This window comes from Pseudoalteromonas sp. SK18, from assembly GCF_001974855.1.
Taxonomy (GTDB): Bacteria; Pseudomonadota; Gammaproteobacteria; order Enterobacterales; family Alteromonadaceae; genus Pseudoalteromonas.
On sequence record NZ_MTQB01000008.1, the window covers coordinates 65,188 to 91,915 of the forward strand.

Annotated in this window: 27 protein-coding genes and 2 tRNA genes; 22 read left to right on the top strand and 7 right to left on the bottom strand. The window is 40.0% G+C overall.

Translation table 11 applies throughout. The features are described 5' to 3' along the window. The first annotated feature begins 139 nt into the window (after positions 1 to 139). From BW139_RS07990 to alr, 10 genes are all read left to right on the top strand, one after another. Entirely contained in the window at positions 140 to 568 is a 429-nt protein-coding gene (locus tag BW139_RS07990; protein ID WP_076919311.1) for a type IV pilin protein, read from the top strand. A gap of 5 nt (positions 569 to 573) precedes the next feature. Then, on the top strand, positions 574 to 1,026 hold the full coding sequence (locus BW139_RS07995) for a GspH/FimT family pseudopilin (protein WP_008466123.1): 453 nt from the start codon (positions 574 to 576) through the stop codon (positions 1,024 to 1,026). Beyond that, positions 1,023 to 1,427: a prepilin-type N-terminal cleavage/methylation domain-containing protein gene (locus BW139_RS08000; RefSeq protein ID WP_370587301.1), complete on the top strand. Its 405-nt coding sequence runs from the start codon at positions 1,023 to 1,025 to the stop codon at positions 1,425 to 1,427. Before BW139_RS07995 ends, BW139_RS08000 begins: the two co-directional genes overlap by 4 nt. Further along, positions 1,424 to 1,945: a PilW family protein gene (locus tag BW139_RS08005; RefSeq protein ID WP_008466124.1), complete on the top strand. Its 522-nt coding sequence runs from the start codon at positions 1,424 to 1,426 to the stop codon at positions 1,943 to 1,945. The genes BW139_RS08000 and BW139_RS08005 overlap by 4 nt, the downstream gene beginning before the upstream one ends. Then, on the top strand, positions 1,942 to 3,675 hold the full coding sequence (locus tag BW139_RS08010; RefSeq protein ID WP_008466125.1) for a PilX N-terminal domain-containing pilus assembly protein: 1,734 nt from the start codon (positions 1,942 to 1,944) through the stop codon (positions 3,673 to 3,675). Before BW139_RS08005 ends, BW139_RS08010 begins: the two co-directional genes overlap by 4 nt. Positions 3,676 to 3,817: 142 nt before the next feature. Then, positions 3,818 to 4,369 (top strand): RNA polymerase sigma factor, encoded by a 552-nt coding sequence (locus tag BW139_RS08015; protein WP_008110393.1) that lies wholly within the window; start codon positions 3,818 to 3,820, stop codon positions 4,367 to 4,369. Further along, positions 4,362 to 4,841, top strand: a complete 480-nt coding sequence (locus tag BW139_RS08020; RefSeq protein WP_008110391.1) for a hypothetical protein — start codon at positions 4,362 to 4,364, stop codon at positions 4,839 to 4,841. Before BW139_RS08015 ends, BW139_RS08020 begins: the two co-directional genes overlap by 8 nt. Positions 4,842 to 4,850: 9 nt before the next feature. Further along, entirely contained in the window at positions 4,851 to 5,789 is a 939-nt protein-coding gene (locus tag BW139_RS08025; protein WP_008110389.1) for a DUF4097 family beta strand repeat-containing protein, read from the top strand. Positions 5,790 to 5,902: 113 nt separating this feature from the next. Further along, positions 5,903 to 7,282 (top strand): replicative DNA helicase, encoded by a 1,380-nt coding sequence (gene dnaB / locus BW139_RS08030; protein ID WP_008466131.1) that lies wholly within the window; start codon positions 5,903 to 5,905, stop codon positions 7,280 to 7,282. Continuing rightward, positions 7,282 to 8,361 (top strand): alanine racemase, encoded by a 1,080-nt coding sequence (gene alr, locus BW139_RS08035; protein WP_008110385.1) that lies wholly within the window; start codon positions 7,282 to 7,284, stop codon positions 8,359 to 8,361. The genes dnaB and alr overlap by 1 nt, the downstream gene beginning before the upstream one ends. 71 nt (positions 8,362 to 8,432) lie before the next feature. On the opposite strand, the gene BW139_RS08040 is transcribed toward alr, so the two are convergent. Continuing rightward, positions 8,433 to 8,672 carry a DUF2960 domain-containing protein gene (locus tag BW139_RS08040; protein WP_004588463.1) on the bottom strand — a complete coding sequence of 80 codons (240 nt, stop codon included), beginning with the start codon at positions 8,670 to 8,672 and terminating at the stop codon, positions 8,433 to 8,435. Positions 8,673 to 8,772: 100 nt separating this feature from the next. Here BW139_RS08040 and BW139_RS08045 point away from each other — a divergent pair, with 100 nt between their 5' ends. Genes BW139_RS08045 through BW139_RS08055 form a run of 3 tightly spaced genes read left to right on the top strand, consistent with a single transcriptional unit; the run spans position 8,773 to position 10,485 of the window. After that, positions 8,773 to 9,024 (top strand): hypothetical protein, encoded by a 252-nt coding sequence (locus tag BW139_RS08045; RefSeq protein WP_008110382.1) that lies wholly within the window; start codon positions 8,773 to 8,775, stop codon positions 9,022 to 9,024. A 30-nt stretch (positions 9,025 to 9,054) separates the two neighbouring features. Further along, positions 9,055 to 9,678, top strand: coding sequence for a nicotinamide riboside transporter PnuC (gene pnuC, locus BW139_RS08050; protein ID WP_076919352.1), 624 nt, complete (start codon positions 9,055 to 9,057; stop codon positions 9,676 to 9,678). A 3-nt stretch (positions 9,679 to 9,681) separates the two neighbouring features. Then, positions 9,682 to 10,485, top strand: coding sequence for a phosphotransferase family protein (locus tag BW139_RS08055; RefSeq protein ID WP_008466136.1), 804 nt, complete (start codon positions 9,682 to 9,684; stop codon positions 10,483 to 10,485). On the opposite strand, the gene BW139_RS08060 is transcribed toward BW139_RS08055, so the two are convergent. After that, positions 10,482 to 10,664, bottom strand: coding sequence for a hypothetical protein (locus tag BW139_RS08060; RefSeq protein WP_008110377.1), 183 nt, complete (start codon positions 10,662 to 10,664; stop codon positions 10,482 to 10,484). The two genes, BW139_RS08055 and BW139_RS08060, sit on opposite strands and share 4 nt — an antisense overlap. A 237-nt stretch (positions 10,665 to 10,901) precedes the next feature. On the opposite strand from BW139_RS08060, the gene BW139_RS08065 reads away from it, so the two are divergent. After that, a tRNA-Arg gene (locus tag BW139_RS08065) sits at positions 10,902 to 10,976 on the top strand. A 263-nt stretch (positions 10,977 to 11,239) separates the two neighbouring features. Beyond that, the gene (locus tag BW139_RS08070; protein ID WP_036984879.1) at positions 11,240 to 12,457 is read left to right on the top strand and encodes an HD-GYP domain-containing protein; all 1,218 of its coding nucleotides are present in this window, start codon (positions 11,240 to 11,242) and stop codon (positions 12,455 to 12,457) included. On the opposite strand, the gene BW139_RS18560 is transcribed toward BW139_RS08070, so the two are convergent. Next, positions 12,417 to 12,740 carry a hypothetical protein gene (locus BW139_RS18560; protein ID WP_008110373.1) on the bottom strand — a complete coding sequence of 108 codons (324 nt, stop codon included), beginning with the start codon at positions 12,738 to 12,740 and terminating at the stop codon, positions 12,417 to 12,419. The two genes, BW139_RS08070 and BW139_RS18560, sit on opposite strands and share 41 nt — an antisense overlap. A 282-nt stretch (positions 12,741 to 13,022) precedes the next feature. Between BW139_RS18560 and BW139_RS08080 the strand changes: the two genes are divergently transcribed. After that, positions 13,023 to 14,312, top strand: coding sequence for an outer membrane protein transport protein (locus BW139_RS08080; protein WP_076919312.1), 1,290 nt, complete (start codon positions 13,023 to 13,025; stop codon positions 14,310 to 14,312). A 142-nt stretch (positions 14,313 to 14,454) separates the two neighbouring features. On the opposite strand, the gene BW139_RS08085 is transcribed toward BW139_RS08080, so the two are convergent. The 3 genes from BW139_RS08085 to pepA all read right to left on the bottom strand — a co-directional run bounded on the left by BW139_RS08085 (position 14,455) and on the right by pepA (position 19,496). Further along, entirely contained in the window at positions 14,455 to 17,307 is a 2,853-nt protein-coding gene (locus tag BW139_RS08085) for a valine--tRNA ligase (protein WP_076919313.1), read from the bottom strand. 58 nt (positions 17,308 to 17,365) lie between these two features. Next, complete coding sequence (locus BW139_RS08090) at positions 17,366 to 17,812, bottom strand: DNA polymerase III subunit chi (RefSeq protein ID WP_008112488.1); 447 nt, start codon at positions 17,810 to 17,812, stop codon at positions 17,366 to 17,368. Between the two features lie 172 nt (positions 17,813 to 17,984). Further along, positions 17,985 to 19,496 carry a leucyl aminopeptidase gene (gene pepA, locus BW139_RS08095; RefSeq protein WP_008112485.1) on the bottom strand — a complete coding sequence of 504 codons (1,512 nt, stop codon included), beginning with the start codon at positions 19,494 to 19,496 and terminating at the stop codon, positions 17,985 to 17,987. A 307-nt stretch (positions 19,497 to 19,803) separates the two neighbouring features. Here pepA and lptF point away from each other — a divergent pair, with 307 nt between their 5' ends. Beyond that, the gene (gene lptF / locus BW139_RS08100) at positions 19,804 to 20,916 is read left to right on the top strand and encodes an LPS export ABC transporter permease LptF (protein WP_076919353.1); all 1,113 of its coding nucleotides are present in this window, start codon (positions 19,804 to 19,806) and stop codon (positions 20,914 to 20,916) included. Next, positions 20,913 to 21,980, top strand: coding sequence for an LPS export ABC transporter permease LptG (lptG, locus tag BW139_RS08105; protein WP_076919314.1), 1,068 nt, complete (start codon positions 20,913 to 20,915; stop codon positions 21,978 to 21,980). Before lptF ends, lptG begins: the two co-directional genes overlap by 4 nt. A gap of 79 nt (positions 21,981 to 22,059) precedes the next feature. Here lptG and BW139_RS08110 read toward each other — a convergent pair whose 3' ends face one another. After that, entirely contained in the window at positions 22,060 to 22,560 is a 501-nt protein-coding gene (locus tag BW139_RS08110; RefSeq protein WP_076919315.1) for an RDD family protein, read from the bottom strand. Positions 22,561 to 22,830: 270 nt separating this feature from the next. On the opposite strand from BW139_RS08110, the gene BW139_RS08115 reads away from it, so the two are divergent. From BW139_RS08115 to BW139_RS08130, 4 genes are all read left to right on the top strand, one after another. Next, positions 22,831 to 22,915: transfer RNA gene (locus tag BW139_RS08115), tRNA-Leu, on the top strand. Positions 22,916 to 23,203: 288 nt separating this feature from the next. Beyond that, positions 23,204 to 24,484, top strand: a complete 1,281-nt coding sequence (locus BW139_RS08120) for a diguanylate cyclase (protein WP_076919316.1) — start codon at positions 23,204 to 23,206, stop codon at positions 24,482 to 24,484. Position 24,485: 1 nt separating this feature from the next. Then, on the top strand, positions 24,486 to 25,295 hold the full coding sequence (locus BW139_RS08125; RefSeq protein WP_008114300.1) for an ABC transporter substrate-binding protein: 810 nt from the start codon (positions 24,486 to 24,488) through the stop codon (positions 25,293 to 25,295). Between the two features lie 166 nt (positions 25,296 to 25,461). Then, a complete protein-coding gene (locus BW139_RS08130) occupies positions 25,462 to 26,454 on the top strand; it encodes a fatty acid desaturase (RefSeq protein WP_008114297.1) in 993 nt (330 codons plus the stop codon). Positions 26,455 to 26,728: the final 274 nt, after the last annotated feature.

The window sequence follows — 26,728 nt, forward strand, 5'->3', positions numbered from 1 at the left end:
TTTAAAAGTTCTTAAAAAAGTTAAACCGCTTTAACTTTAATAAATTCAGTATATTAATTCATTCTGTTCCTTTTTTGCAATATTGACAAAACTATGGTATGAGCTATATTAGTGCTTTATGGTTATAAAAGTTTGATCAATGTTAATACATTACAACAAAAGAATTATTTGTGCTGGGTTTACTTTAGTCGAGCTTTTAATTGTAGTGGCGATTATAGGTATTCTTTACAGCGTTGCGTTGCCTTCGTATCAAAGTTACTTAGAGCGAAGTCGGCGTGCAGATGTGCAGCAGCAAATATTACAATACAGTGCCACGCTAGAACGAGTTTACTCTCGTAATGGTGGGTACCCTAATGCGTTTGATGCAGCTGCTAACACTGAATATTATACGTTTAGTTATACACCCACGAATAAAGTAACAGGCGCTACGGCTGATTTTAAAAACAGAGGTTACTCGTTGAAGGCAACACCTAAAACAGGATCTGCTCAAGCTGCGGACAGATGTGGGGCATTAATAATTAAGCATGATGGCAGTGTTGAGGCACAAGGCACTGACTGTTGGGAGTAAATAAAATGCAAAAGTCACGAGGGTTTACACTCATAGAGCTAAGTGTCGTGCTGAGTATCATTGGTATTTTAGCGACAGTGGCTGTGCCTAGCTTTATAAAGCAGATTCAACAAGACCGAATAGTAACAACGGCTAACCAATTAATTAGCGTATATAAATATGCACGAAGCGAAGCGGCCAAGCGAGAAGTTAATCTTAAACTAGTTACTGCAGGTACAAAGTGGCAGGTAGTTAGTTCTGAAAGTGGCTCTGATGAAGTGTTGCGTGAGTTTGTTTCTAACTACTCTAATATAGAAATTAACCTACAAGATCGTGAAGTAAAAGCAACAGGTGAAGTATCTGCTGCTGCTACTATATTGGTTAAAGATGGCATTAGCGATACAAAAGATTATTATCTGTGCATTTTAAAAAGTGGGCAGAGTTGGTTAGCTGATGTGTCTTTAAATGGGTGCGCATGATGAAGTTGCAAAAAGGCTTTACGTTACTTGAAGTGATGATAGCTGTTGTTGTAGCAGGAATTGCATTGTTGGGATTAGCGGCAGCTCAGCTGAAGTCATTGCAGTATGCTACTAATAGTTTTAACTATACGGTATCGTTAATTCAGGCTCAAAATACCATAGAGCAAATATGGCCTCATTTATGTACCCTGCAAAAAGATAACCCCGACTTTTTTAATGATGTTGCTTTTAAAGCGTCATTAGCTCCACAAATTGCCGATTATAGTTTGTCATTACCGGCTAGTTACGCTAATGAAATGCAAGTCAGTATTTCATGGCAGGATGAGCGCCTAACCGATAATGTAATTAATCAAATTACTTTAAATGCAACTTATCCTGACATTAGTGGAGAATGCCCATGAAAAACTGGCGAGTTGCAAAAGGGTTTACCCTTGTTGAGTTAATGGTTGCAATGGCTGCAGGCACTTTTTTGCTAGCAGGTGTTAGTTTGTCGTACTCGGCAATAAAAAGTGGTATTCAAGTAAGCAAAGAGCTTGAAAATGCACAAGAGGTATTGCGTTACAGTAATACGGTTTTGACAAGAAGTACTAAGCAATCATTTGATTTGCCAGTGGTATCGGCTGACGGAATGACTATTACCTATACCATGCCAGCTGGAGTGATCACGTGCAATGGTGATGTGTCTAGTGTTGCTGTTGTTGAACGTTACTACTTACAGAACAATAACTTAATGTGTGCGAAAGATGCAGACACTCCCGAAAGGTTGTTAACGGGCGTAGAGACATTAAGTTTTAGTATCAATAATAATGTGGTTACAGTAAATATTAAGCCGGAGGGATTACCTGGGCAGTTTAATAATGCAGTGGAGATGAATATAGCTGTATCTAGCGTTATTTTATCAGGAGTATTCGGCTCATGAAACGTATTAGAGATAAAGGTTTTACGCTGGTTATAGTCCTTATTTTACTTGGTATTTCAAGTGTTGTTGTGCTGAGTTCATTAAGAGAAAACGTGGTTCAAGAACGATTAAGTGGTAATTTTCAAAAGAAAATTAATAGTCGCTTGTTGGCTGAAAAAGGTGTTTTTGAACAAGCCCAAGCTATGCAGCAAAAGCTTAACGATGACAGCAGCTTAGATATGATTCAGATGGTTGCTGATTCAGGGGTTATAACAGGTACTGGTGAGGTAAGTGATTCAAAGTTTAGCTCATCGGTTGCGATTAATGCCGCGGGTGAAATAGAAATCACCAGCCAAGGTAGCCGCTATGACGACGACGCGCAAAGTAATTTAGTTGCACGCTATGGGTTTGTGCCGGCATCACCAGGCTCACTATTTACTAATGCATTGGTGGGGTGTGTTGGCTTAAATTTACGTGGTAGTGGTGTTATAGACAGCTATGATTCTGATTTGGGTACTTATGATGAAACAAACACCAGTGAAGGGGATGTTGCCACTATTGATGAAGACGCCGATGTAAGTGTGGGTGGTGATTCCATCCGAGGTGATATTAAAGCCACCGGGATAGTTTATTTACAAAGCGACGGTATTATTTTAGGTGATATACACTCAAATGGTGGGGTAGAAATTTCTGGCGGCAGAGATACTAGTACTTTGCGCGTTGAAGGGAATGTTCGAACTCAAGGCGATTTTTCTTACCAACGTGGTGGTGGGCATATTACAGGGTATGTTCGTGTAAACGGCGACGTAAGTATGGCGCAAGGTACTTTTATAGATAACATAAATGCAGAAGGGCTGGATATATTATATGGCGGTTCAGGAAGTTTTGGCGACAGTGCCCATGCTCAAGGCGGAAGTGCTTACACTGCAGTGCAATTTAATGTAAACCCCGAAGTTGAGGCTGTCTCTACCTCTGATCCTACTCTTCCTGGGTATGATCCTACTAACCCAGACACTAGCTGTGACCCAATTAATATTCCAGCACGGGTTATTAATTTAATTGATGATACTACCAGTTATACCAACTTTGCTTTAGGTGGCGGAGCAGTTTATGCGTTTGAACCTAAGCAAGGTCAATCAATTAGTGGCAGCTTTAGTGATTTAACCGCAACAACAGATGAAGTATTCATTTTTAGTGGTTTACCACAAATACCAGCAGATGCGGCACCGAGCGAGTATATTTTTGGTTTTACAGGAGTAAAGCTCTCTAGTAATGCTGCCGTGACTATTGATGGTGGCGATGTTATTTGGGTTGTTGATGGTCAGTTTGATATGCAAAACAACTCTAAACTAACAGTTAAAGCGGGTAGTAGCTTAACAATTATTACTACTGGTAAATTTAACATTGGGGCATCTGCAAAAGTGATTGTTGAAGATCAGGGGTTAGCGCCAAGTGGGCATCCCGCTTTTCAGGTGTTTTCTTCTTTTGTTGGTAACGATGGCATATTAATTCAGAGCGACTCACAATTATATGCCGCTATTTATGCACCTCTTACATCAGTTAAATTAACTGGCTCGGGTGCCTTGTTTGGTACGGTGCGCGGAGCGTCAGTAAATGCAAATGGGGGGAGTGGTATTCACTTTGATTCGGCGTTATTAAATGCCAATAATAGCCCCGGTGGTAATTTGAAACCTAAAATCGTGTTTTTAGGCTGGTATTATAAAGTACCAGAGGATGAGCCGATTATTTAAAACTCATTTTTTTTATCATTAAACTTAATAATATAAAGGGGCTCAGGTCCCTTTATTTTTTATTTATTTAAACCTTTCTATTCTTCTGCGCGTCTAATAAGTTAAATTGCAATTACATAATTATAAATAGGAAAAATTTGCGATGTTAATGGACGCTAATCAGCCAATAACTGATCAAGTGCAGCAAATGCTTATTGATCAAGTTAAAAATGGCGACCAGTTAGCCTATAAAGCGCTCTATGACATGCATAAAGCAAAAGTTTATGGCTTATGCCTGAGGCTCATAGCCGATGAGGGGCATGCGCAAGATGCTACCCAAGAAGTGTTTGTACAAGTATGGAAAAAAATAACGCAGTTTGATGGGCGATCGCAATTTTCCACTTGGCTTTATAGTGTCGCCAGTAATATTGCTATTAGTTATGTGCGTAGGCAAAAACATTGGCTTAATAAAGTAATTAGCTTTGAGCAAAGCGGTATGGATGAACAAACTGCAAATGACTGTAACGGACTAAATGGACTGGATAAATTAATTGTTAGGCTGCCTGAGCGAGCAAGAATGGTATTTGTGCTGTATGCAGTAGAAGGTTATAGGCATGAAGAAATTGCAACCCTGTTAGGCATGGCGGTAGGCTCTAGTAAGGCGCAATATCATCGTGCAAGGCAATTATTAAAGCAGTGGTACGAAAATGAGTAAAACAAATTTTGATGACTATTTAAATGAGTCTTTAACCCAGTTAGATAAAAGTATCCCACCAAAAAAAGAACTGTGGGATGGAATCGAGCGCGCAATAATAGCTAATAATCAGCCCTTTATAAATACTAATAAATATTGGCCGAAACTCACCGCTCTTGCTGCATGTTTTACCGCGGCTTTAGTGAGTGCGGTGGTGTTATTTAAAGCACCAGAGACAAATACCGCAGTGGCAATGAGTGAGTTTTTTACTAAGCAAAAACAAAGCTTACTAGTGCAATATCAAAGCCAAGTAGCATTGACCGATAACTGGCAAGTGCAGTTACAAGAACTTGAAGACGCAGAGCAAGCAATAAAACAAACACTTGAAAATGAACCGAAAAACAAGGCGCTACTGTCTATGCTAGCGCAAGTTTATCAACAACAACTCGATTTAATTAACAAGGTGCATGCACCTCGTTGGCAACACATATAGGAGAAATAAATGAAAGCAATAATATTAGGGATCGCTTTATTACCCATGGCCGTATTTGCTGGTGAAAAAATAGATCAGCAAATTGAGGTACCCAATGCTGGAGTGATCCACATTGAAAACCAGCGCGGTGACATTAAAGTAACGGGTTGGGATAAAAACCAGTTTAAAGTAACGGGTGAACTTGATGATAAGGCACAAGGTTATACTCTTAAAACACAAGGCAATAAAACTCAGTTTATTGTGAAAATGCCTGAACTTTCTAATTGGGATAACAATAACAATGGTTCAACGCTCACTATTTTTATGCCAAAAAGTAGCGCGCTGGAATTTGTTGGTGTTAATGCGTCGGTAACGGCCAAAGAGTTACAAAAAGGCACTGAAATTGACGTAGTTAATGGGGCTATTACTGTAAATGATCTTAATGGTGATATTAAGCTGACCAGTGTAAATGGTGACATCAAGGCAAAAGCACTTAATGGTAAAGTTCAATTTGAAACCGTTAATGGTTCGATTGATGATCAGCAATCTAGCGGTGAAGTTCGTTTTAGCGCAGTTAATGGTAATATTACATCAAACTCGACGGCCAACGATATTCGCTTAGAAAACGTAAATGGTGATATCAACTTTAATCTAGATGCCATAAAAGAATTACAAATAAGCACCGTAAATGGCGAAGTTAAGGTGCGAATTAACCGTCTTCTGAGTGATGCTGATGTGAGCTTTGAATCTGTTAGTGGCAACGCTGCGTTTTATTTCCCTGCTGATTTATCAGCACAATTTGAGGTAGAAGCACACGCTGGCGGTAAAATTGACAACCAGTTAACTGACGATCAAGTGCAAAAAGCCAAATACGGCCCTGCAAGTGGAATTAAGTTTAATACTAATGGCACAGATGCTAGCGTAGAAATGAATACTATTAGCGGTGTTATCGAACTTAAACGCCAATAAACACCCATTTTATTTCAAGTAACAAAAAGCAGGAAAAGATTTCCTGCTTTGCTATTTGCACAGCCCCGCCAAGTCGATAGAATAGGGCTATTCAATTTTAGTACTGTGAAGTTATGGCCAAACCAGATAAGCAAGTCGACACTCTTAAAGTTCCTCCCCATTCAATAGAAGCTGAACAATCTGTTTTAGGTGGTTTAATGCTTGATAACCAAGCATTTGATCGCGTAGCTGAACTTGTTGTGTCACAGGATTTTTATACCCGTACCCATAAGCTTATTTTTGAGGCGATGACAGCTCTTGCTGAAATTGGCGATCCAATTGATTTAATCACTATTTCTGAAAGTTTAGAAAAAAATAATCAGTTGTCAGGTATTGGTGGATTTGCATATTTAGCCGAAATAGCAAAAAACACCCCAAGTGCTGCTAATATTGACGCTTACGCGAGTATCGTGCGCGAGCGCGCCGTAGTACGTGAAATGATTGGCGTTGCTAACGAAATAGCCGAAGCAGGTTTTAACCCAGAAGGGCGAACTAGTCACGACTTACTGGATTTTGCTGAAAGTAAAGTATTTAAAATTGCTGAGCAGCGTACAAAAAGCAGCGATGGTCCGCAAAGCATTCACAATATACTTGAAAAAACCGTTGATAAAATAGAAGAGCTTTACCAATCACCACAAGATGGTGTGACCGGTGTGAGTACAGGTTATGCTGATCTTGATAAAATGACCACAGGCTTGCAGCCATCTGATTTAATTATTGTGGCAGCGCGTCCATCAATGGGTAAAACCACCTTTGCGATGAACCTTGCTGAACATGCCGCAATGACTCAAGACAAGCCGGTGCTTATTTACTCATTAGAAATGCCCTCAGAACAAATTATGATGAGGATGCTGGCGTCCCTTGGCCGAATTAACCAAACCAAAGTACGTACTGGTCAGCTAGATGACGATGACTGGGCGCGCCTTTCATCAACCATGGGGTTACTCATGGAGAAAGGCAAAATGTACGTTGATGATGCCTCAGGCTTGACACCTACCGATGTTCGCTCACGTGCGCGTCGTATAGCACGCGATCATGGTGGTATTAGTATGATCATGGTCGATTACCTGCAATTAATGCGTGTACCTAGTCTGTCTGATAATCGTACTTTAGAAATTGCCGAGATTTCCCGCTCACTCAAAGCACTAGCGAAAGAGTTGCAGTGTCCGGTTGTTGCTCTATCGCAGCTTAACCGTACTCTAGAGCAACGTGCTGATAAACGTCCAATTAACTCAGATTTACGTGAGTCAGGCTCTATTGAGCAAGATGCCGATTTGATCATGTTTATTTATCGTGATGAAGTATACAACGAAGACAGTACTGAAAAAGGCATTGCCGAAATTATTATCGGTAAACAGCGTAACGGTCCGATTGGTAAAGTGCGCCTAACTTTCCAAGGTCAATTTTCTCGCTTTGATAATTATGCGGGGCCTGCTGTAGATGATGATTACTAATGCGCTTAGCCACTGCTGAAATTAATTTAACCGCGCTTGAACATAACTTAGCGCAAGTAAAACGCTTTGCGCCCAATAGTAAAGTCATGGCCGTGCTTAAAGCGAATGCTTATGGGCATGGTTTAGTCACTATTGCGCAGCACTTAAATGAAGCAGATGCATTTGCGGTTGCGCGTATAGATGAAGCGTTAGCACTGCGTGCCGGTGGCCTTACAAAACCGATTGTGTTGCTAGAAGGTTTTTTTCATCAAGAAGACTTACCTATTCTACTGGCGAATAATTTTCAAACTATTATTCATGACGAAATACAGCTAAAAATGTTGGAAAGTGCGCAGCTAGATGCGCCCTTAAATTGCTGGTTAAAAATAAATACCGGCATGCATCGTTTAGGTATTGCGCCTGAGCAGTTTGATATGTTTTATCAGCGCCTACAAGCCAGCCCAAATGCACAAAACAAAATAAATTTAATGACCCATTTTGCCTGTGCCGATGATGTAAAAAATACTAAAACAGTGCAGCAAATTGCTTTGTTTGATAATTTAACCCAAGAGGTTGAGCAAGCCCATTGTTTATCGAACTCAGCAGGAATTATAGCGTGGCCGAGTGGTCATGGTGATTGGGTTCGACCTGGGCTAATGCTTTACGGTGTATCGCCTATGGCCAATCACACAGGTAAAGATCATCAATTAAAGCCAGTGATGCGCTTAACTACTAAGGTGATAGCAGTGCGTAATGTGGGGGCACATGAGCAAGTAGGCTATGGCGGTCGCTGGCAAAGTGATAAACCTACGATGTTGGCTGTGGTTGCACTGGGCTATGGTGATGGTTATCCGCGTCATGCGAAAGAAGGCACACCTGTGATTATAAATGGTCATCGTTACGGTATTGTGGGTAGTGTAGCCATGGACATGATCACCCTTGATATAGGTAATAACGTGCACAACGTCGAAGTGGGTGATGAGGTGATTATGTGGGGACCCGAGTTACCAGTAGAAGAGATTGCACAATGTGCTGATACCATTTCTTACGAGTTATTGTGTAATATTACACCGCGCGTAAGTTATGAGTACCAGCGATAATATTTATTATTAAAGATATGCGGTAAGTTTACATTGCTGACATGAACGTGATGTTAGCTTAATGAGTATGGCTACTCTTTTATAAAGTAAATATCGCTAAAGCCCATACGCGCAAATTCTTGGTCACGAAAGTTACGCACAGCTGATGACCCTTTAGAGGTCATTTCAATTTGGCGTACCATGTTTAAGTAGTTAGTTAAATCAATACCCTCAGCAGCCGCAATAGCCTGATACATATCGTGGTATTTATCTTTTGCGAAGTTAATCTCGCGCGGTTGATTTTTAAAAGTATAGGTAATTCTGCGTGCCATAATAAGCTCAGTTAAATTGAGTGTTAGTGTAATTTTACACTGTATTTAAGTTGCGTTGAATGATTAGTTGAAATCAAATAATTAAAAAGTTGAGTTTGAAATGAAATTATCAGTAGAGATCAGTAAATACCCGCTTCACCAAGATTATATTCCCTTTATTAAAGGCTTTATCGACAGAGTAAATGCCTATGAAGAGCTCAAAGTGATCACGAATACCATGTCGACTCAAATATTTGGTGATTATGACTTAGTAATGCAAGTGATCAGTACAGAGATTAAACATTCATACGAGCAATTTGGTAAAGCTATCTTTGTGTGTAAATTTATCTCGGGCGATTTATCTCCCGAATAACCTCCTAACAAATACGGTCGTTTTATAATGATGGATTTTATAACGCAAATACTTAGTGGTTTCACTGCCATGTCTCATTGGGAGTATATTGCGGTGGCTTTATCAATGGCGTATTTATTATTAGCCATAAAAGAGAATTTATGGTGCTGGCCAGCGGCATTTTTTAGTACGCTTATTTATACCATTATGTATTGGAATGGCGCGTTGCTAATGGAGTCATTACTGAACTTTTATTATATGTACATGGCCGTGTTTGGTTGGGTTGTGTGGCGAAAAGGTAAAGCTAATCAAGCGCAACGGTTGATTACATCGTGGCCTGTGAACCGACATATCATTTTAATAGTATCAACCACCCTAGCGTCATTAGCGATTGGTTACGTGATGCAAAATTACACCCATGCAGATTTTGCCTACCTAGACAGTTTTACCACCTGCTTTGCAGTAGTCACTACTTATCTCGTGGCTAAAAAAGTACTCGAGAATTGGCTATATTGGATAGTGATTGATGCCGCATCAATGTATTTGTATTACGAAAAGGGTTATTACCCAACACTCGTGCTTTTTATATTCTATACCATTATGGCGGCGTGGGGGTTTAAAACGTGGTACGAAGAATATGAGCAAAGCCAAGCAAAACCAATGGCGCAACTCTAATTTATGAACCCGCATTCTCAGTTAGTTAATATTTGTAGTGCGTTTTTAGCACCTAGCATAATAACCTCAACAGAGTACTTGGTTAATGGTTTAAGTAACGATAACTTTTTAATACGTACTGACACTCAATCTTACTTATTAAAGTGTTATCAATCATATTGGCCAGAAGTCGCGCTTCAAGCTCAGTGTGAACTCAGCAAACAGCAAGTTTGCCCTGCACCTATCTGGCTTGATAAACAAAATAAACGTGCGGCTTTTAATTATATAGAGGGAGAGGTTGCAGAGTCTTATTTAGCTATGCCGCTACTTGCTAAACTGGTTAAAGTACATGCACATACGACAGATACTCAAACGATGAATATCGCACTTGAATTGCAAGCCTATCGGCATTTATTGGTGTTTAAAGAGTTTGATAAGCACATAGATAAAGTACTAAAAAGCATTGCCAATATGCCTATAGAACACGGCTTTTGCCATAATGACTTAGTGAAAGAAAATATAGTCGTTAATCCGCAGGGCGTGTATTTAATCGACTTTGAATACGCTCAAAAAAATGATGTTTACTTTGATCTTGCTGCGTTAGCCGTTAGTTTTAACTTAGATAGTGCAACTAAGCATGCTTTGCTTAAAAGTTATCAAGCATATACGCCATCAGAGCAATTTTATTTATCTATGCACAAACTTGAGTGTTACCAGATAGTTTATTTACTGTTATGCATTGGTTGGTATGAGCAACGCGCCATCAACAATAAGGTTGTTGTACTGCGCGCGCAATTGGATGAGCTTATAGCATCAGTGGGTAGTTAAAGCCCACCAAAGCGTTCTGCTAGCTCTTTATATTTTGCTACTTCATCAGCGTCAAATTGCATTTCGCCATTATCATCTTCAGATTTAGCGATTAATAAGCTTTCTCGAGCAAGACGTTTAACACGCTCTGCTTTTACGCCTAAAAACTCAGCAACTTGTTCTGTTGACATTAACTTCATAATTACTTCCTCGTGTTTAATCTTTCCGTTCAGTGACAATAATAGATAATATGTGTCTAAAGCGTTACTGTTTTTTTATAGAATATAAATAAATAGCGCTTTTTTTACCTTTTGTTAAGTGAATAGTTTAAATTATAGACATGTAAACGAATCATGCTGGTATTTATACAAAGATGCCTTTATTATTGCGCATGCTAAAGCATTGATATCGCGAGTTGATGTGGCGGCAACAAATGTGCTCTCGTGGTGAAATGGATATCACGTGGCCCTCCGGAGGCTGAGTTGTAGGTTCGATCCCTACCGAGAGCGCCATTTGCGTTTTACTTCCCCCCTTGAAACGATAATAGCTATTTAGCTTAGCTCACTATTTTATTCCCCGTTAAATAATGTTTGTAGCAATCTAATTTACACCGTTAGGCGTATACTCAGTGCCGCACTTATGGTTTATTATCAATAATTGTAAAGATTTTTAGTGTTAATAATTTATTATTACCCTAAACTCAAAAACTAGACTTTTATAGCTAAATAATGCTATTTAGAGTAAATATTCCTTAATTATAGAAACCCTCACATTTATGCTAGTTACCTTACCTATATCAGAACTTATCCCCGGCATGTACGTAAATAGCGTGACCAAGCAGCAGGAGAGTGTGGATGGTATAAAAATTAAAACCAGCGGTTTGGTTCGTGATAAATCTATAATTCAGCGTTTAATTACTGAAGGAGTGCTAGAGCTTCTTATTGATTTTACAAAAAGTGATGTGGCTGTACCGGCTAAATATAAAGTAAAAGAAAAACCACAAGCCGCTGCTACAAATCAAGACAAGCCCGCCAGTAAAAAACGAGTTGTCAGCTTGCAACAAGAGTTTGCCAAAGCCAGCGTTAGTTATGATGCCCACAACAGAAAACTACAGAATATTTTTGGTGATTTAACCTCAGGCTTGTCACTGAATACTGATGCACTTAATGAGATAAGTAATGAAATAGTCAGCTCAGTATTTCGCAATGAACATGCTATGACCATTTTAACTCGCATTAAAGATAAGCATAGCTATAACTGGCGTCATATGATCAACTGCACCATTTTTACAGCGGTATTCGCTAAATACTTAGGGTATAAACGCGAAGCCGTGCAGGAGCTTGCAATGGGTGCACTAATGCATGACCTAGGGCAAGCCAAATTACCCCAAGGTATATTCTCTAAACCTGGCAAAGTTACAGGTAACGAGATGACGGCAATAAAAAAGCATGTTGCACAAAGCTTAGGGTTATTAAAAGGTGCAAAAGGTATTACCACTTTAATGTTAGATATGATTGTAAACCATCATGAGCGTCTTGATGGTTCTGGTTATCCTCGAGGAGTTGATGAAAGCAAAATAAGTCGTCCTGCTCGAATTTTGGCGATTGTTGACGTATACGATGCACTCACCGCAGACAGGCCGCATCAAGAAGGGGATGAGCCTATAAATGCGCTACGTTATTTGTTGGCTAATAAACAGCTATTTGACGCAGAGTTAGTACAGCTATTTATAAAGTGCTTAGGTGTTCACCCGGTGGGTACTATTGTTAAGTTAACCAATGAACGGTTGGCCTTGGTACTAGAGGGGAATCATTCAAACCCAATCAAACCTAAAGTGAAGCTTTTTTATAACGCAAAACATAACCATCATGTTACCGCAAAAGATATTGATTTGAGCTTAAACAATAATGAAATAAAAATACAAGCAAGTGTCAAACCCGCTGATTATAAAATTAATTTGCCTCGACTTTTAAAAGAGCATTTACTGCTTTAGTTTTTTTGCATCGTCTTTTTCTGTTTGTTTTAGCAGAAATATATCCACCTAAAAAGCAACTTCCCATTAGCGTTATCCACAGTAACGTGCCTAATTCTACATGCAGTGCTAAGCAGCAAAAAACCAAAGCAATAACCGCCATGCTAATGGCCGCTAACCAATAGTGATTGACAGGATTGTCACATTTACCAGCTTGCGTACACGCGCAATAATTTGCTTTATAAAAGAAATAAACACTTAAACCACAAAAAATAAGCCCTGCAATAATAAGTAAAATGATCACTATTTTCTCCCTTGGTGATTCCATTGGTAGTGTAAATTGCAACGTAATCCAAGTCAATGCAAATGAGAATCAATGTTATTAGAGTATATACTCTAATAGCACACTTCTGCTCCGATGAGTTTTAAATAGTTGTTAAAATGTCGTTAAAAAACGTGTTTTTTAGCCTTTTTTAACGTTTTAGTAGAGTTTTTTATAAAAAATTAAGGTAGTGTACGCGGGTTTGAAATCCTAATAACAACACACATAGCTATCCAAACAGTGAGTTTGGCTAAGGACACAACAATGAAATTTACTAAAACTCTTATTGCGGCATCGCTGGCATTTGTTTCAGCTGATACCTTTGCAGCGGCTTTTCAGCTTGCTGAACAAAACGTATCTGGTTTAGGCCGCGCATACGCAGGTGAAGCGTCTGTAGCAGACGATGCGTCTGTGGTTTCTCGTAACCCAGCATTAATGACGTTGTTTAAAGAGAAGCAACTTAGCGTTGCAGCTATGGCTGTAATCCCAGATGTGAGCCTAACAGGCACAGGTAATGCCTACGGTTTAGATAACAGCGTATTAAATGATGACAGCATCGCACCAAGCGCGATTATTCCTGCGGGCTATTTCACTATGCCAGTAAACGATAAAGTATCGGTTGGTTTTGGTGCTTTTTCTAACTTTGGCCTAGCGACTGAGTTTAACGATGATTATGCAGCTGGCCAAATTGCCGGTGAAACTGAAATTGTTACTGTAAACATGAACGCAAGTGTTGCATATAAAGTATCAGAGCAGTTTAGCTTTGGTATTGGTTTAAATGCAATTTACGCAGAAGCGAAGATTATCCGTAAGTTTGGTTTCGTACCTCCTGTAAACCCTGTTATTGCATCTATTCCTGCAAGTGCTGATGCGGTTAACCTTGAAGGTGATGATATGGGTTACGGCTTAAACGTTGGCCTAATGTATCAGCTAGATGAAAATAGCCGCTTTGGTTTTAATTACCGCACAGAAACAGACATTACTTTTGAAGGCGAGTACTTTACACAGCTTCCAGTATCACCACTTCAAAATCAAGTTTTACCAGGCTCTGTTGAAATCACATTGCCAGCAATTGCTGAGTTCTCTGGTTCTCACCAGTTAGATGAAAAGCTAGGCGTTCACTACAGCGTATTATGGACAGGTTGGAGCAGCTTTGATTCATTAGAAGCACAAGTAACAGCGCCTACAGGTGACAAGTTCAGCGCGTTTGAAAAAACAGAAGATTTCTCTGATGCAATGCGCTACTCAATTGGTACTGATTACCAGTACAGCGAAAACTTAATGCTTCGTGCTGGTTTTGCGTTTGATGAATCACCAGTATCACAACAGCATTTATCAATTTCTATCCCTGATACAGACCGTTTTTGGTTCTCGTTTGGTGGTAACTATGCGATTGATCAAAACTCAAACGTTGATTTAGGTGTGAGTGTATTACGTGGTAAGACACAAAACTTTACTGAAAAAGTAGAAAGCGAAACACTACCGCAGCAATGGTCTTTTGAATCAAAAGGTCATGCAGTATTGTTAGGCGCACAGTACAACTACACATTCTAATTCTGCCTAGAGCCTAGAGCCTAGAGCCTAGAGCCTAGAGCCTAGACACAAAAAAGCCGCTTACTTCAAATGAAGTAAGCGGCTTTTTTATACTTATAAATTAACTGGTTACGAATGGCGTAAGCCATTCGTACTGGTTTAATTATAAGCTTTCTATTTTAACTTTTTGCTCTAGTAGCTTAGTTTTAGCATCGGTAAATTCAGCTAGCTTAGCGTTTTCTTTAGCAAGTACCGCTTCAGGTGCGTTGTTAACAAACTTTTCGTTAGCGAGTTTGTTTTGCACTTGCGCTAGGCCTTTCTCTGCTTTTTCAAGTTGCTTGTTAATACGTGCAAGTTCGGCTTCAACGTCAATTAAGCCCGCCATTGGGATCATAATTTCAAGGTTGCCAACATAAGAGGTTGCACACGCAGGGGCATCGTCTTTGTTTTCAAGCAGAGTAAATGCTTCAAGCTTAGCGAGTGACGCTAAAAACGATTCATTTTCGTTAATACGGCGCACATCGTCGCTCGATGCATTGGCTAGTAACACTGATAACGGCTTGCTTGGGCTGATATCCATTTCACCACGAATATTACGAATCGCTAAAATGAATTGCTTAACCCACTCTAAGTCATCCATCGCTTTAGCATCAACACTTGCTGCGTTATAAACAGGGAACCCTTGTACCATAATACTGGTACCCGCTGTTTCAAGCCCTGCAAGAGGTGCTACACGCTGCCAAATTGTTTCAGTGATGTAAGGCATCATTGGGTGCATTAAACGCAGTAAGCTTTCAAGTACCGTAATAAGTGTATGGCGTGTACCGCGTTGCTGCGCTTCATTGCCTTTAAATAGTACCGGCTTAGTTAGTTCTAAGTACCAATCACAGAACTGGTTCCAAGTGAATTCATATAATGTATTCGCTGCTAAATCAAAACGGTAGTTATCAAGGTGCTCGGTGTAGGTTTTAACCGTGGCTTCGTATTGACCTAAAATCCAGCGATCAGCTAACGAGTACTGTTTTTCGCTATCGTTAAAGCCACAGTCTTGCTCTTCTGTGTTCATTAATACGTAACGGCTTGCGTTCCATAATTTGTTACAGAAGTTACGGTAACCTTCAAGGCGGTTCATATCCCAGTTAATATCACGACCAGTTGAAGCCATCGCTGCTAAGGTAAAGCGCAGTGCGTCAGTACCGTGTGCTTCAATACCGTTTGCAAATACTTTGCGGGTATCTTTTTCAATTTTAGCGGCAAGTTTTGGCTGCATCATGTTACCAGTACGCTTTTGTACTAAGTCTTCAAGGCCAATGCCGTCAATCATATCAAGTGGATCAAGTACGTTACCTTTAGACTTCGACATTTTATCGCCGTTATCGTCACGTATTAAGCCAGTTACATACACGGTTTTAAAAGGAACTTGTGGTTTGCCGTTTTCATCTTTTATAAAGTGCAGCGTCATCATGATCATACGTGCAACCCAGAAGAAAATGATATCAAAACCAGTTACCAACACGTCAGATGGGTGAAAGGTTTTTAAATCATCGGTATTTTCTGGCCAACCTTGGGTTGAGAACGTCCACAGTGCTGATGAGAACCAGGTATCAAGAACGTCTTCGTCTTGGCTTAGTGTTACGCTATCTGCAATATTATTATCGCGACGTACTTCAGCTTCATCACGACCAACGTATACGTTGCCTTCGCTGTCGTACCAAGCTGGAATACGGTGACCCCACCAAAGCTGGCGTGAAATACACCAATCTTGTACGTCATTCATCCACGAAAAGTACATGTTTTCGTATTGCTTAGGTACAAACTGAATGTCGCCGTTTTTAACTGCGTCTTTTGCAGGTTCAGCAAGTGGTGCAACACGTACATACCATTGGTCAGTAAGTAGTGGTTCAATTACCACACCAGAGCGATCTCCGTAAGGAACAGTTAGGCCATGGTCTTCAATTTTTTCAAGTAGGCCTAGCTCTTCAAATTCAGCAACAATCGCTTTACGTGCGTCAAAACGGTCAAGGCCATGTAAGCGCTCAGGAATAGGCGCGTCAAATTCAAGTTCTTTGCCGTCAAAGGTGTATGTTTCACCTTGAGTTAAAATAGCCGCGTCTTTATCGAAGATATTAATCATCGGCATCTGGTGGCGCTTGGCTACTTCGTTATCGTTAAAGTCGTGCGCAGGGGTTATTTTTACACAACCCGTCCCTTTGTCTTTATCGGCATGTTCATCGGCAACAATTTTAATACGACGATTAACGATTGGTAGTAAAATCTCTTTACCGATTAGGTCTTGGTAGCGCTCGTCATCGGGGTTTACTGCCACACCTGAGTCACCTAACATGGTTTCTGGGCGCGTAGTCGCTACAACAATGTAGTCTTTACCGTCTTGTGTTTTTACGCCATCAGCAAGTGGATAACGTAAGTTCCACATGTGGCCTTGTTTGTCTTTGTTTTCAACTTCAAGATCAGAAATCGCAGTGTGTAATTTTGGATCCCAGTTTACTAGGCGTTTACCACGGTAAATTAGGTTTTCTTTATGAAGGCGAACAAATACTTCTTTAACAGCTTCTGATAGGCCATCGTCCATAGTAAAACGTTCACGGTCCCAATCAACTGATGCGCCAAGGCGACGAAGCTGCTTGGTAATTGTGCCGCCAGATTCGTTTTTCCATTCCCAGATTTTATTAATAAAATCTTCGCGGCCTAAATCGTGGCGTGTTTTACCTTCTTCAGCATGTAGTTTACGCTCAACCAACATTTGCGTGGCAATACCTGCGTGGTCAGTACCTACTTGCCATAATGTATTGTTACCTTGCATACGTTTAAAACGTGTCAGCGTATCCATGATGGTATCTTGGAAAGCGTGGCCCATGTGTAAGCTACCCGTGACATTTGGCGGCGGGATCATAATTGAATATGGGGTGCCTTGGCCAGATGGCTTAAAGTAGCCTTTTTGTTCCCAGTCTTGATAGAGAGACTGTTCAATATCTTGCGGATTGTAGGTTTTATCCATTACACAGAACCTTAAATAAGTACTTAAATGAGTTAGTTAGCTTTGTACGCAGTGAGCGTTAGCGATTAATATCTTGCGTGGTGATATTGGCACCGAGTTGGCGTAGTTTTTTAAAGCGCTCACGAGCGGCTTGTTTGGCTACGGGCTCTACGGGTACAAAATCAAAAACTTGGTTAAACCGACGAATAAAATCCGGTAAGTGATTGGCCAAGTTAATTAATACTTTACGATTCCCAACAGGTGGTGTTGTGCCAATTTCTACAGGTGCGCCGCCTTTTGGGCCTTCACCTTGTAAATTGTGGGGCACAAAACTGTCGGCATCAAATGTCCAAATCGTTTCGTCAATGCTGTTGGCGGTTGCTTCGCTGTCTACAAAAATAAATACGCGTTGACCAAGCCGATACTGTTGCCCAGCTATTTGAGCTGCTAAAGCAAAGTGATCATCGGCTTTAGCTAATGACTCATCTTGTTGCTTTAAAATGAAAAACTGGGCATTCATGTTCATTGTATCGGGATTTCCCATGACATTGATTGTGCTGTTATTAAATACACACAAATTAAGAAGGGGATTTTGCCATATAACGGTGTTTGCTTCAATTAATACCCAATAAATAAGGCGCTTTAAAAGCGCCTTATTTTATACTCTACATTGGGCTGTAAAGCCTTTTACAGGTTTGTTAGTCTTGTGTTGCTTCGCTAATGCCAGCTCGGTTTAATAAATATTGCGTTAGCATAGGAACAGGGCGACCCGTGGCACCTTTTTTAGCACCACTTCGCCATGCTGTGCCGGCAATATCTAAATGAGCCCAGTTATACTTTTTAGTAAATTTAGATAAGAAGCAGGCCGCGGTAATAGTACCTGCAGCACGGCCACCTAAGTTAGTAAAGTCGGCAAATGGGCTTTCAAGTTGATCTTGATAATCATCCCATAACGGCAGTTGCCATGCACGGTCGCCGCTTTGCTCAGACGCTTTTAATAAATCATGCGCCAGTGGATTATGGTTTGCTAATAAACCCGTAGCATGCGCACCTAAGGCAACAATACACGCACCGGTTAATGTTGCAACATCAATCACGGTTTCAGGTTCAAAACGCTCTACATAGGTCAGCGCGTCACATAACACTAAACGGCCTTCGGCATCAGTGTTAAGTACTTCAACCGTTTGCCCTGACATGGTGGTTAAAATATCACCTGGGCGATAGGCGTTTGAGCTTGGCATGTTTTCACAACCGGCTAAAACGCCAATTACATTTATAGGTAGCTGCATTTGTGCAAGCGAGCGCATAGCACCAATAACACCAGCTGCGCCCCCCATGTCGTATTTCATTTCATCCATGCCTTCGCCTGGTTTTAATGAAATACCGCCTGAGTCAAAGGTTAAGCCTTTACCAACTAACACGATAGGCGCTTGGTCATCGCCTGCGCCTTTGTAATTAATTATAGACATAACCGATTCGTTATCACTACCACGACCAACTGCTAGGTATGAGTTCATACCTAGTTCTGCCATTTTATCTTCGCCAATCAGCTCAACAGTGATGTTGTCAAAATTAGTCTCAAGTTCTTTGGCTTGCTCGCCAAGGTATGCTGGGTTACAAATATTAGGCGGCATATTGGCAACGTCTTTACACAGCTTACTGCCTGCTGCAATCGCTAAGCCATGCTCAATGGCACTTTCGCCTATAGTCAGTTCACGGCGAGTAGGGACGTTAAATACCATTTTACGCAGTGGGCGACGTGGGTCTACTTTCTTACTTTTTAGCTGATTAAAAGTGTATAAACAGTCTTGGGTTGTTTCCACCGCTTGACGTACTTTCCAATAGGTATCACGGCCTTTAACATGTTGCTCAGTTAAAAAGCATACCGCTTCCATCGAGCCTGTTTCGTTTAAGGTATTGATGGTTTTAGAAATAATTTGTTTATATTGTTTATCGTCTAGTTCGCGTTCTTTACCGCAGCCAACGAGTAAAATACGTTCGCTTAAAATATTAGGTACATGGTGTAATAGTAATACTTGACCTGGCTTACCTTCTAAGTCGCCACGGCGTAATAAATTTGAGATATAACCATCGCTGATTTTATCAAGTTGTTCACCAATGGGGGATAACCTGCGTGGTTCGTATACACCAACAACAATACATGCACTGCGTTGTTTTTCTGGGCTACCACTTTTTACGTTGAATTCCATTGTCACTCCTGATTTTGAGTCATCTATAGAAGCTAAGTTGGGACTAAAAATGTGTTTTCTAGTCTTTTTACCTAAATTTTTAGGTCTAGCGCTAATATTAGTAGATTTTACTCGACTCTTACTGTGTATTTGAACTTTATATGCTTAAGGGTTACTAATGCAACATTATATCGTGATGTTAGGTAGGATAATTAATATTGATGGCTTATAATATGTGCTTAATACTCATTTAAAATGAGTGAATTAACTAGTTCACTCATTGTTTTTTATTACTATATTGAAATTCCATGTTTAACAGGGGCGAATGTTGCTAATTTTCCGTTATTTGACCACTGAGGTTTTAAAATCGCAGGTCGCCGTATTTTTAACTTTAATGACCATATTTTTGTCGCAAAAGTTTGTTGTTATTCTTGGTGATGCCTCAGAGGGGAGTATCCCAGCTAAACTCGTGTTTGCCATGATTGCGCTTAAGTTGCCGCAGTTAGCATCGTTAATTTTGCCACTGAGTTTATTTTTAGGGATTATTCTAGCTTATAGCCGTATTTACGCTGACAGTGAAATGACAGTACTTAAAGCCTGTGGCGTGAGTGAGTGGTATGTAGTGCGTATTACGCTAATCTCAAGTGTCATCTTAGCGTTACTGGCTGCAGTACTTACTTTATATATTGCTCCGTGGGCAAGCGAGCAAGAATACCAACTTAAAGAACAAGCCAAGGCAGATGCTGGTTTATCTGCACTTCGAGCGGGGCGTTTTCAGCAAACCGGTAACGAAAAAGCTGTGGTATTTATTCATAACATTGAAAATGGCGGCAAAGAGCTCAACAAAGTTTTTGTTGCCCAGCTACCCGATAGCGAAAAAGGTGACTTAGCGCGTTTAGTTTATGCAGAGCAAGGTGTTGTTATTGAAGCGCAAAATGGCGAACAGCAGTTAGTACTTACTGATGGTAAACGTTACGAAACCGATGGCGAAGCGCCTTCACTTAATTTAACAGAGTTTGATGGCTACAGCGTACAAATTCGCGAGCAAGAAATAGAACACCAACGTCGTAAGTTAGAAGCCGTGCCAACTCGTGAATTAATGGCTATTAACACCCCTGAAGCAATTGCACAGTGGCAATGGCGTTTGGCAATTCCGTTATCTATTCCATTATTAACTTTACTTGCAGTACCCCTGAGTGTTGTTAATCCACGCCAAGGTAAATTTGCTAAATTAGTGCCCGCTTTGAGCTTATATTTAGGGTATTTCATTTTACTTAACGCGGCCAAGTTTGCGGTAGAAGACGGTAAAATTCCACCCTCTATTGGTCTGTGGTGGATTCACTTAAGTGCATTATTTATCGGTAGTTTATTAATTATTAAAGGCCGTCCATTAGGTGTGTGGCTGAAGGCTGTCGTGACTAAACGGGAGCAACACGTATGATGAAAACGCTTGATTGGTATTTAGGTCGCAGCATTATGCAAACCACTGGGTTTGCGTTAATGGTGCTGGTGGGGATCAGTACTTTAATTAAATTCATAGAGCAGCTTAAATCAGTTGGCCGAGGTAGTTACGACATAATGACCGCCTTGTTATATACCATTTATAGTATGCCTGGCGATTTAGTGGTGTTTTTCCCGATGGCAGCACTTATTGGTGGCTTAACAGGACTAGGTGCTTTGGCCTCTAATAGTGAGCTGGTAGTGATGCAAGCCGCGGGTATGTCGCGTTTACAAATTATTGGCTCGGTAATGAAAACCGCTATTTTTATGGCCCTGTGCGTAATGGCATTAGGGGAGTGGGGAGCGCCCGCCGCTCAGTTGCACGCTAAGGAAATGCGTAACCAAGCTATACATGGTGGGGATGTATTTAATGCACAAAAAGGTGTGTGGGCAAAAGATGGCAGTAACTTTATTAATATTGAAGATGTTGACCAAAATGGCATGCTCCGCGGCGTTAATATGTATCACTTTGATAAATCGTTACTACTTACACAAATCACTAAAGCAAAAGAAGCTGTAGGGCGTGATAATGGCTGGCTACTGCGCGATGTGAACAAAGTCATGATCAGTGAAGAGCTGATTACCACGGAACAAGTTTCTGAAGAGTTTTACCCGTCGCAGCTTACCGCTGAAAAACTCGGTGTGGTTTCAGTAAAACCAGAGTCACTGTCGTTTTCAGGATTGTGGTCATATTTAGCTTATTTACAGCAAAATGAGCAAGACACCAGTACCTATGATTTAGCACTATGGCGTAAATTAATGCAGCCTGTGTCTATTGCCGTGATGTTGTTAGTTGCCTTGTCGTTTATATTTGGTCCGCTACGAACCGTAACTATGGGGGCACGAATTATCATGGGAGTGGTAACGGGGATAGTGTTTCACTTAACTAATGAGATATTTGGCCCTGTGGTAATGGTATATCAAATCCCAGCCATTGTAGGCGCCGTTCTACCGAGCATTTTATTTACTGGGTTTGCAGCTTATTTAATGAATAAGCGGGTATAAGCGATTATATCTAAAAACAAAAAAGGGTGACTATAAGTCACCCTTTTTTGTTTTTAGAGGTTTTATTATTGTGTATACATTAATCGAGCTCGCGGTATATACGTTTGTTCTCTTCTTTTGAAAGAGCAACAACCTCTGTTTTAGATAAGTAATCTTGTAGTGATTTTTTGTTTTTAAAATCAACTAAAACAACTAAGTTACCTAAACCAAGTAACGCGCCCATGCAGCGAATAACTGATTGCGACCAACTAATTAAATTGCCATCGTTAGTTTGTACTCTTAATCGCCATGCTCGCATACCAATTGTTTGACCGCTTTTGGTCCAAAAGTAACTAAAAAATATAACATTTACGCCCACAAACAACGCACTGCGAATGCCATCTAGTAAAGGTGAATTATCTATAAATGCAGCAGGGTCTTGACCTTCGGTTTGTTCAATAAGGCCCGTAGAAATTAAAACTTGAATTGCAGCAAAGTACAAAATAGCGGTTAGCATAGATAATGAAATGACGACTAAAGAGTCGTATATTAGCGACGCAAAACGGCGCCAAAAGCCAGCACGTGGAAACTCACCCGACATAAAAATACTCTCACTGTTAATGTGTGGCTAGTTTAGCAAAAAAGCCGCTAAATACTACCTATTACGCTAGGTGCTTAACCAGCTATTGGTTCAAATGTTAATGGTTGCCTAAATGTTAAGCGGTTGATCATACTTAATACATAAAACGCTTGCCGCTTTGCTCATTGTTTGTATAATGCTAGGCAATGAGATGGAAGAGGGTACATAATCTTTCACTCTTAAGTGGTTTTTCTTTATCTTCTCGTGTTTAGAAGGTTAAAGAAAAATGATGCCAGCGTGATGAAATTGGTATACATGGGGGATTCAAAATCCCCTGCCGCAAGGCGTGCCGGTTCAAGTCCGGCCGCTGGTACCACTTTTTATAGCCCCTGCTAGATTTAGCAGGGGTTTTTTTATGCCTAAGATTTGAGTTGCCGGACTCGAGCGGCACGTGAGGTGCTGCTGTTATAAGTAAAAGTCCGGCAACTTAGTACCATTTTTTATAGCCCCGACCAAATTGGTTGGTTTTTTTTATGCCTTAAATTTGAATAGCATAAAGCCGCCAGAAATGAGAACACTTATTCCTTATGCTGTTCTTTGCTTCCATTAAGAATGTAATTAACCTAAGCTCAACTATAAAGTTTATTAAGAAGTGCCATTGTTAATGTTTGCAAGTTACCGTAGTCCAAACAGTTTATCTAAAAAAATGATGCGCGTTATTTTCTCTATCTACTTGTTTGTAACCTGCCTCATAACAAGCATGCAGTTTTTAACTGAATACTTAAAAACACAAGACTCAATCTCCGATGAATTAAAACAGTTGCAAGAAACAGTTCAAGGTCCCGTGTCGACGAGTTTGTGGCAATATGACCAAACTCAGTTGGATGTACTGGTTGATGGGCTTATTAAAATGCCGGTTATTGAGGGTGTTGATGTTTTTGACAAACATGGCAAAAGCATGATTTCTAAACGTTCTTACACTCAAGCCTCACTTCCCTTATCAATTTTTGAAACTAAATCTAAGTTGTATTGGACGCTTAATGGTACACGGGTGTTTCTTGGCACGTTGGTGCTCTATTCATCGTCTGAGGTGGTTTTAGATCGTGTTTTATTTGGTTTTTTCTTAATTGCCATTACGGCAATGATAAAATTATCGATTTTGTTTGGGTTATTTATTTGGGCTTTCGATCGTTACCTAGCCAGGCCTTTAAAAGAATTGATGCAACAAGTTAATGAGGTCCAATCAAGTAAAAATACACGTAAACGGATCAACCTTTCACATATTGAAAACAACGAGCTCAGCCAGCTCCAAGATCATATGAATACGATGCTCTTTAGTATGGAAAGGGATCGGGAGCGATTACTCGAGGATGAAAAATCTAAACGAGATTGGCTGGAAGAGGCCGTTACAAAACGTACAAAAGATCTACAAGTATTAAATGAAAAACTTAAAACGCTTGCAACAAGAGACTCTTTAACGGGTACTTTAAATCGGGGGAGTTTTTTTGATACAGCAAATCATTTGCTAGAACTTTCTCAGCGACAGAAATTACCCGCATCTTTTATTTTAATCGACTTAGATTACTTTAAAAACATTAACGATACGTATGGGCATTTTGTTGGTGATAAGGTGCTTATTCATTTTACTGACACAGTTCAAAGCATGATAAGAGAGTCTGACCTTATTGGTAGAGTGGGTGGAGAGGAGTTTGCACTATTTCTTCCAAACACAGGGCTTGATAACGCATTCAAACTCGCTAATAAAATAAGAAAGGTTGTTGTTGATTCAACCTTAGAAGTTGATGGTGAAACTGTAATGTATACTGTAAGCCTTGGCGTTGCCTCATCCGAGCTAAAAGACTGCTCAGTTATTGAGTTATTCAAAGTCGCTGATTTGAAGCTTTACTGCGCTAAAGACAAAGGACGTGATCGTGTTGAAAAATAAAATGTTTAAAGGTAAAAAAAAGATCTCTCAAGTGCTGCTTATATCTTTATTGTTAGCATTGAGTATAGTTAACTTTAGTCATGCCAACACATTAAAAGTTTGCTACGACCAATGGCCTCCTATGACTATATTTCCGTCAGAGGACTTTCCTGCCCGCGGCTTTGTGATTGATATACTAGAGCAAATATATACATCAAAAGGCTATCAATTAGAGTATTACGAAGTGCCTTTGGCAAGGGGGCTCGATATGGTTGCGGATGGTCTTTGCGATATGTTGCCAGAATATTTATTTTCGCAAGACACCGAAGTGGGTTTCGAGTACGCCACAGAGGCAACATTTGCATATCCAACTGCTTTTGTTGTTAGGCAAGATGAATCCTGGCGCTATGATGGGATTCAATCTATACAAGGAAAGCGTGTTGCAACAGGGCCTGGGTGGGATTACAGCTCGGTAAGTGTTGATTATCAAAATTATATTGATGATCCAAATAATTCTGATTTAGTGGAAGTAATCGCGGGCTCTAGCGATGTGGTAGAACGGATTTTTCAGATGATTAAAGCGGGCAGAATCGATCTATATGCAGATAATATGCTGGTTTTACAGTACATGCTGAATCGATTTGATTGGAACAATGGATTAAAAATAGTGCGTCCAGGCTTAGAAAATAAATTGGTTGAAATACCTATTTTTTCAAATAAAATGCCCGCAGAAAGAAGGCAAACGCTAATAAATATATGGAACAGTGGCCGTTTATCTATCAAGGGAGATAAACAAAAAATGCTTCTTAAAAAGTATAATGTGGCTTTATAAGTGCATTTAAAATGCCCCAATAGCACGTGCTAAGAAAGTGAGATATTTAATTTGATTATGATCTTATACTTTTTTTCCCCGTAAATTAATTAGTATTAAATTACTTTGTACTGAGTTTTTTACTCGGATATTATATACCTCAACCTCTTGTTGCGAATAAAACATCATGACTCAACTAACCGCAAAACAGAATATTCAAGCCATTGTAAAAGCGATTAAGGCTGAAGAAGCATTACTGCGTAAAAAACACCCGCTATTAATGCATCAAAATACCTTAGGGATGGCTATTTTACTACTCTCTTTAAGTGCGTTAATCGGTGTTGGCGCGTTGTATTACTTTGCTATCATCCCCGCGTGGCTGTGTATTATTTTAGCGGCGATTGCCACCTCTATTTCCCATGAACTTGAGCACGACCTAATTCACAAACAGTATTTTAGTAACCAGCCATTTTTACATAATTTTATGATGCTAACCGTGTGGTTGATGCGTCCTAATACTATTAGCCCGTGGTACCGCCGCAAGATGCATTTACATCATCATAAAACCTCGGGGACTGAGCAAGATTTAGAAGAGCGATTGGTGGGTAATGGTATTAAAAATCATTTTTTACGCGCCTTGGTGATTGTTGATGGATTACTAGGTTTATTAATTAATGCAAAGCGCTTTAGTAAAGAAATTAAAGGTTTTAGCTTTTTTAAAGTATTTAACGCAGGTTTTCCGATTACTACCGCGTATTTCGCCATTTTATATAGCGTAATTGCGTTTCACTTAGTTAATTTGTTCACTCCATTGGCAGCTAATTCACCGGTATTATTGCTTGATGTAATGCATGTATTTGAATTTCTAATGGTGGTGCTGATTGTGCCTAATATTGTACGTTCGAGCTCCCTTAATTTTGTTACTTCAAGTATGCATTATTATGGCGGTGTGAATAATATGCTTGAACAAACTCACGTAATTACTAGCCGTTTGTTTATGCCATTTAATTTATTTTGTTTTAACTTTGGGCATACTCATACTATTCATCACTTTGTACCAAATCAGCCGTTTTACTTACGACAAATGATCAGTAAAAAAGTCCTTGAAGTGATGCGTCAACACGGCGTACGTTTTAATGATTTTGCCAGTATAAAACAAGCTAATTTGTATCAATCATAACGTTAATTTTTATCCAATTATTAATTGAGATATTGTTAATATTGCCTAGTTTTATGCTAGGCAATGCCTCTAGTAATATCAGGCAAAGTCCATGAAGCCGTCTCAAATATCTTGGGTCTACTGACCTTTGCGGGTTGAGATTCGTTCAAGCTAGGGCGATTCAATCGCGACACGAGGTTTGTAACCTAGTGGGCTCGATAACTGCTCCTGCGTTATTCTACTGGCTTACACCCCTGTAAAAATGAGTAAAAACCGAGCAAGGCTTCCGCGTCTT

Bases quoted from the DNA above. Each gene is read 5' to 3' on its own strand.
- BW139_RS08125 (WP_008114300.1), top strand. From the start codon at position 24,486: ATGTTTAAAGGTAAAAAAAAGATCTCTCAAGTGCTGCTTATATCTTTA.
- BW139_RS08040 (WP_004588463.1), bottom strand. From the start codon at position 8,672: ATGGCACGCAGAATTACCTATACTTTTAAAAATCAACCGCGCGAGATT.
- BW139_RS08055 (WP_008466136.1), top strand. From the start codon at position 9,682: ATGAACCCGCATTCTCAGTTAGTTAATATTTGTAGTGCGTTTTTAGCA.
- BW139_RS08000 (WP_370587301.1), top strand. From the start codon at position 1,023: ATGATGAAGTTGCAAAAAGGCTTTACGTTACTTGAAGTGATGATAGCT.
- BW139_RS08045 (WP_008110382.1), top strand. From the start codon at position 8,773: ATGAAATTATCAGTAGAGATCAGTAAATACCCGCTTCACCAAGATTAT.
- pnuC (WP_076919352.1), top strand. From the start codon at position 9,055: ATGGATTTTATAACGCAAATACTTAGTGGTTTCACTGCCATGTCTCAT.
- BW139_RS08120 (WP_076919316.1), top strand. From the start codon at position 23,204: ATGTTTGCAAGTTACCGTAGTCCAAACAGTTTATCTAAAAAAATGATG.
- BW139_RS08090 (WP_008112488.1), bottom strand. From the start codon at position 17,812: ATGAACATGAATGCCCAGTTTTTCATTTTAAAGCAACAAGATGAGTCA.
- BW139_RS08015 (WP_008110393.1), top strand. From the start codon at position 3,818: ATGTTAATGGACGCTAATCAGCCAATAACTGATCAAGTGCAGCAAATG.
- BW139_RS08130 (WP_008114297.1), top strand. From the start codon at position 25,462: ATGACTCAACTAACCGCAAAACAGAATATTCAAGCCATTGTAAAAGCG.
- BW139_RS07990 (WP_076919311.1), top strand. From the start codon at position 140: ATGTTAATACATTACAACAAAAGAATTATTTGTGCTGGGTTTACTTTA.
- BW139_RS08110 (WP_076919315.1), bottom strand. From the start codon at position 22,560: ATGTCGGGTGAGTTTCCACGTGCTGGCTTTTGGCGCCGTTTTGCGTCG.
- BW139_RS08060 (WP_008110377.1), bottom strand. From the start codon at position 10,664: ATGAAGTTAATGTCAACAGAACAAGTTGCTGAGTTTTTAGGCGTAAAA.
- BW139_RS08005 (WP_008466124.1), top strand. From the start codon at position 1,424: ATGAAAAACTGGCGAGTTGCAAAAGGGTTTACCCTTGTTGAGTTAATG.
- BW139_RS08070 (WP_036984879.1), top strand. From the start codon at position 11,240: ATGCTAGTTACCTTACCTATATCAGAACTTATCCCCGGCATGTACGTA.
- BW139_RS07995 (WP_008466123.1), top strand. From the start codon at position 574: ATGCAAAAGTCACGAGGGTTTACACTCATAGAGCTAAGTGTCGTGCTG.
- lptG (WP_076919314.1), top strand. From the start codon at position 20,913: ATGATGAAAACGCTTGATTGGTATTTAGGTCGCAGCATTATGCAAACC.
- BW139_RS08010 (WP_008466125.1), top strand. From the start codon at position 1,942: ATGAAACGTATTAGAGATAAAGGTTTTACGCTGGTTATAGTCCTTATT.
- alr (WP_008110385.1), top strand. From the start codon at position 7,282: ATGCGCTTAGCCACTGCTGAAATTAATTTAACCGCGCTTGAACATAAC.
- pepA (WP_008112485.1), bottom strand. From the start codon at position 19,496: ATGGAATTCAACGTAAAAAGTGGTAGCCCAGAAAAACAACGCAGTGCA.
- BW139_RS08085 (WP_076919313.1), bottom strand. From the start codon at position 17,307: ATGGATAAAACCTACAATCCGCAAGATATTGAACAGTCTCTCTATCAA.
- BW139_RS08025 (WP_008110389.1), top strand. From the start codon at position 4,851: ATGAAAGCAATAATATTAGGGATCGCTTTATTACCCATGGCCGTATTT.
- BW139_RS08020 (WP_008110391.1), top strand. From the start codon at position 4,362: ATGAGTAAAACAAATTTTGATGACTATTTAAATGAGTCTTTAACCCAG.
- BW139_RS08080 (WP_076919312.1), top strand. From the start codon at position 13,023: ATGAAATTTACTAAAACTCTTATTGCGGCATCGCTGGCATTTGTTTCA.
- dnaB (WP_008466131.1), top strand. From the start codon at position 5,903: ATGGCCAAACCAGATAAGCAAGTCGACACTCTTAAAGTTCCTCCCCAT.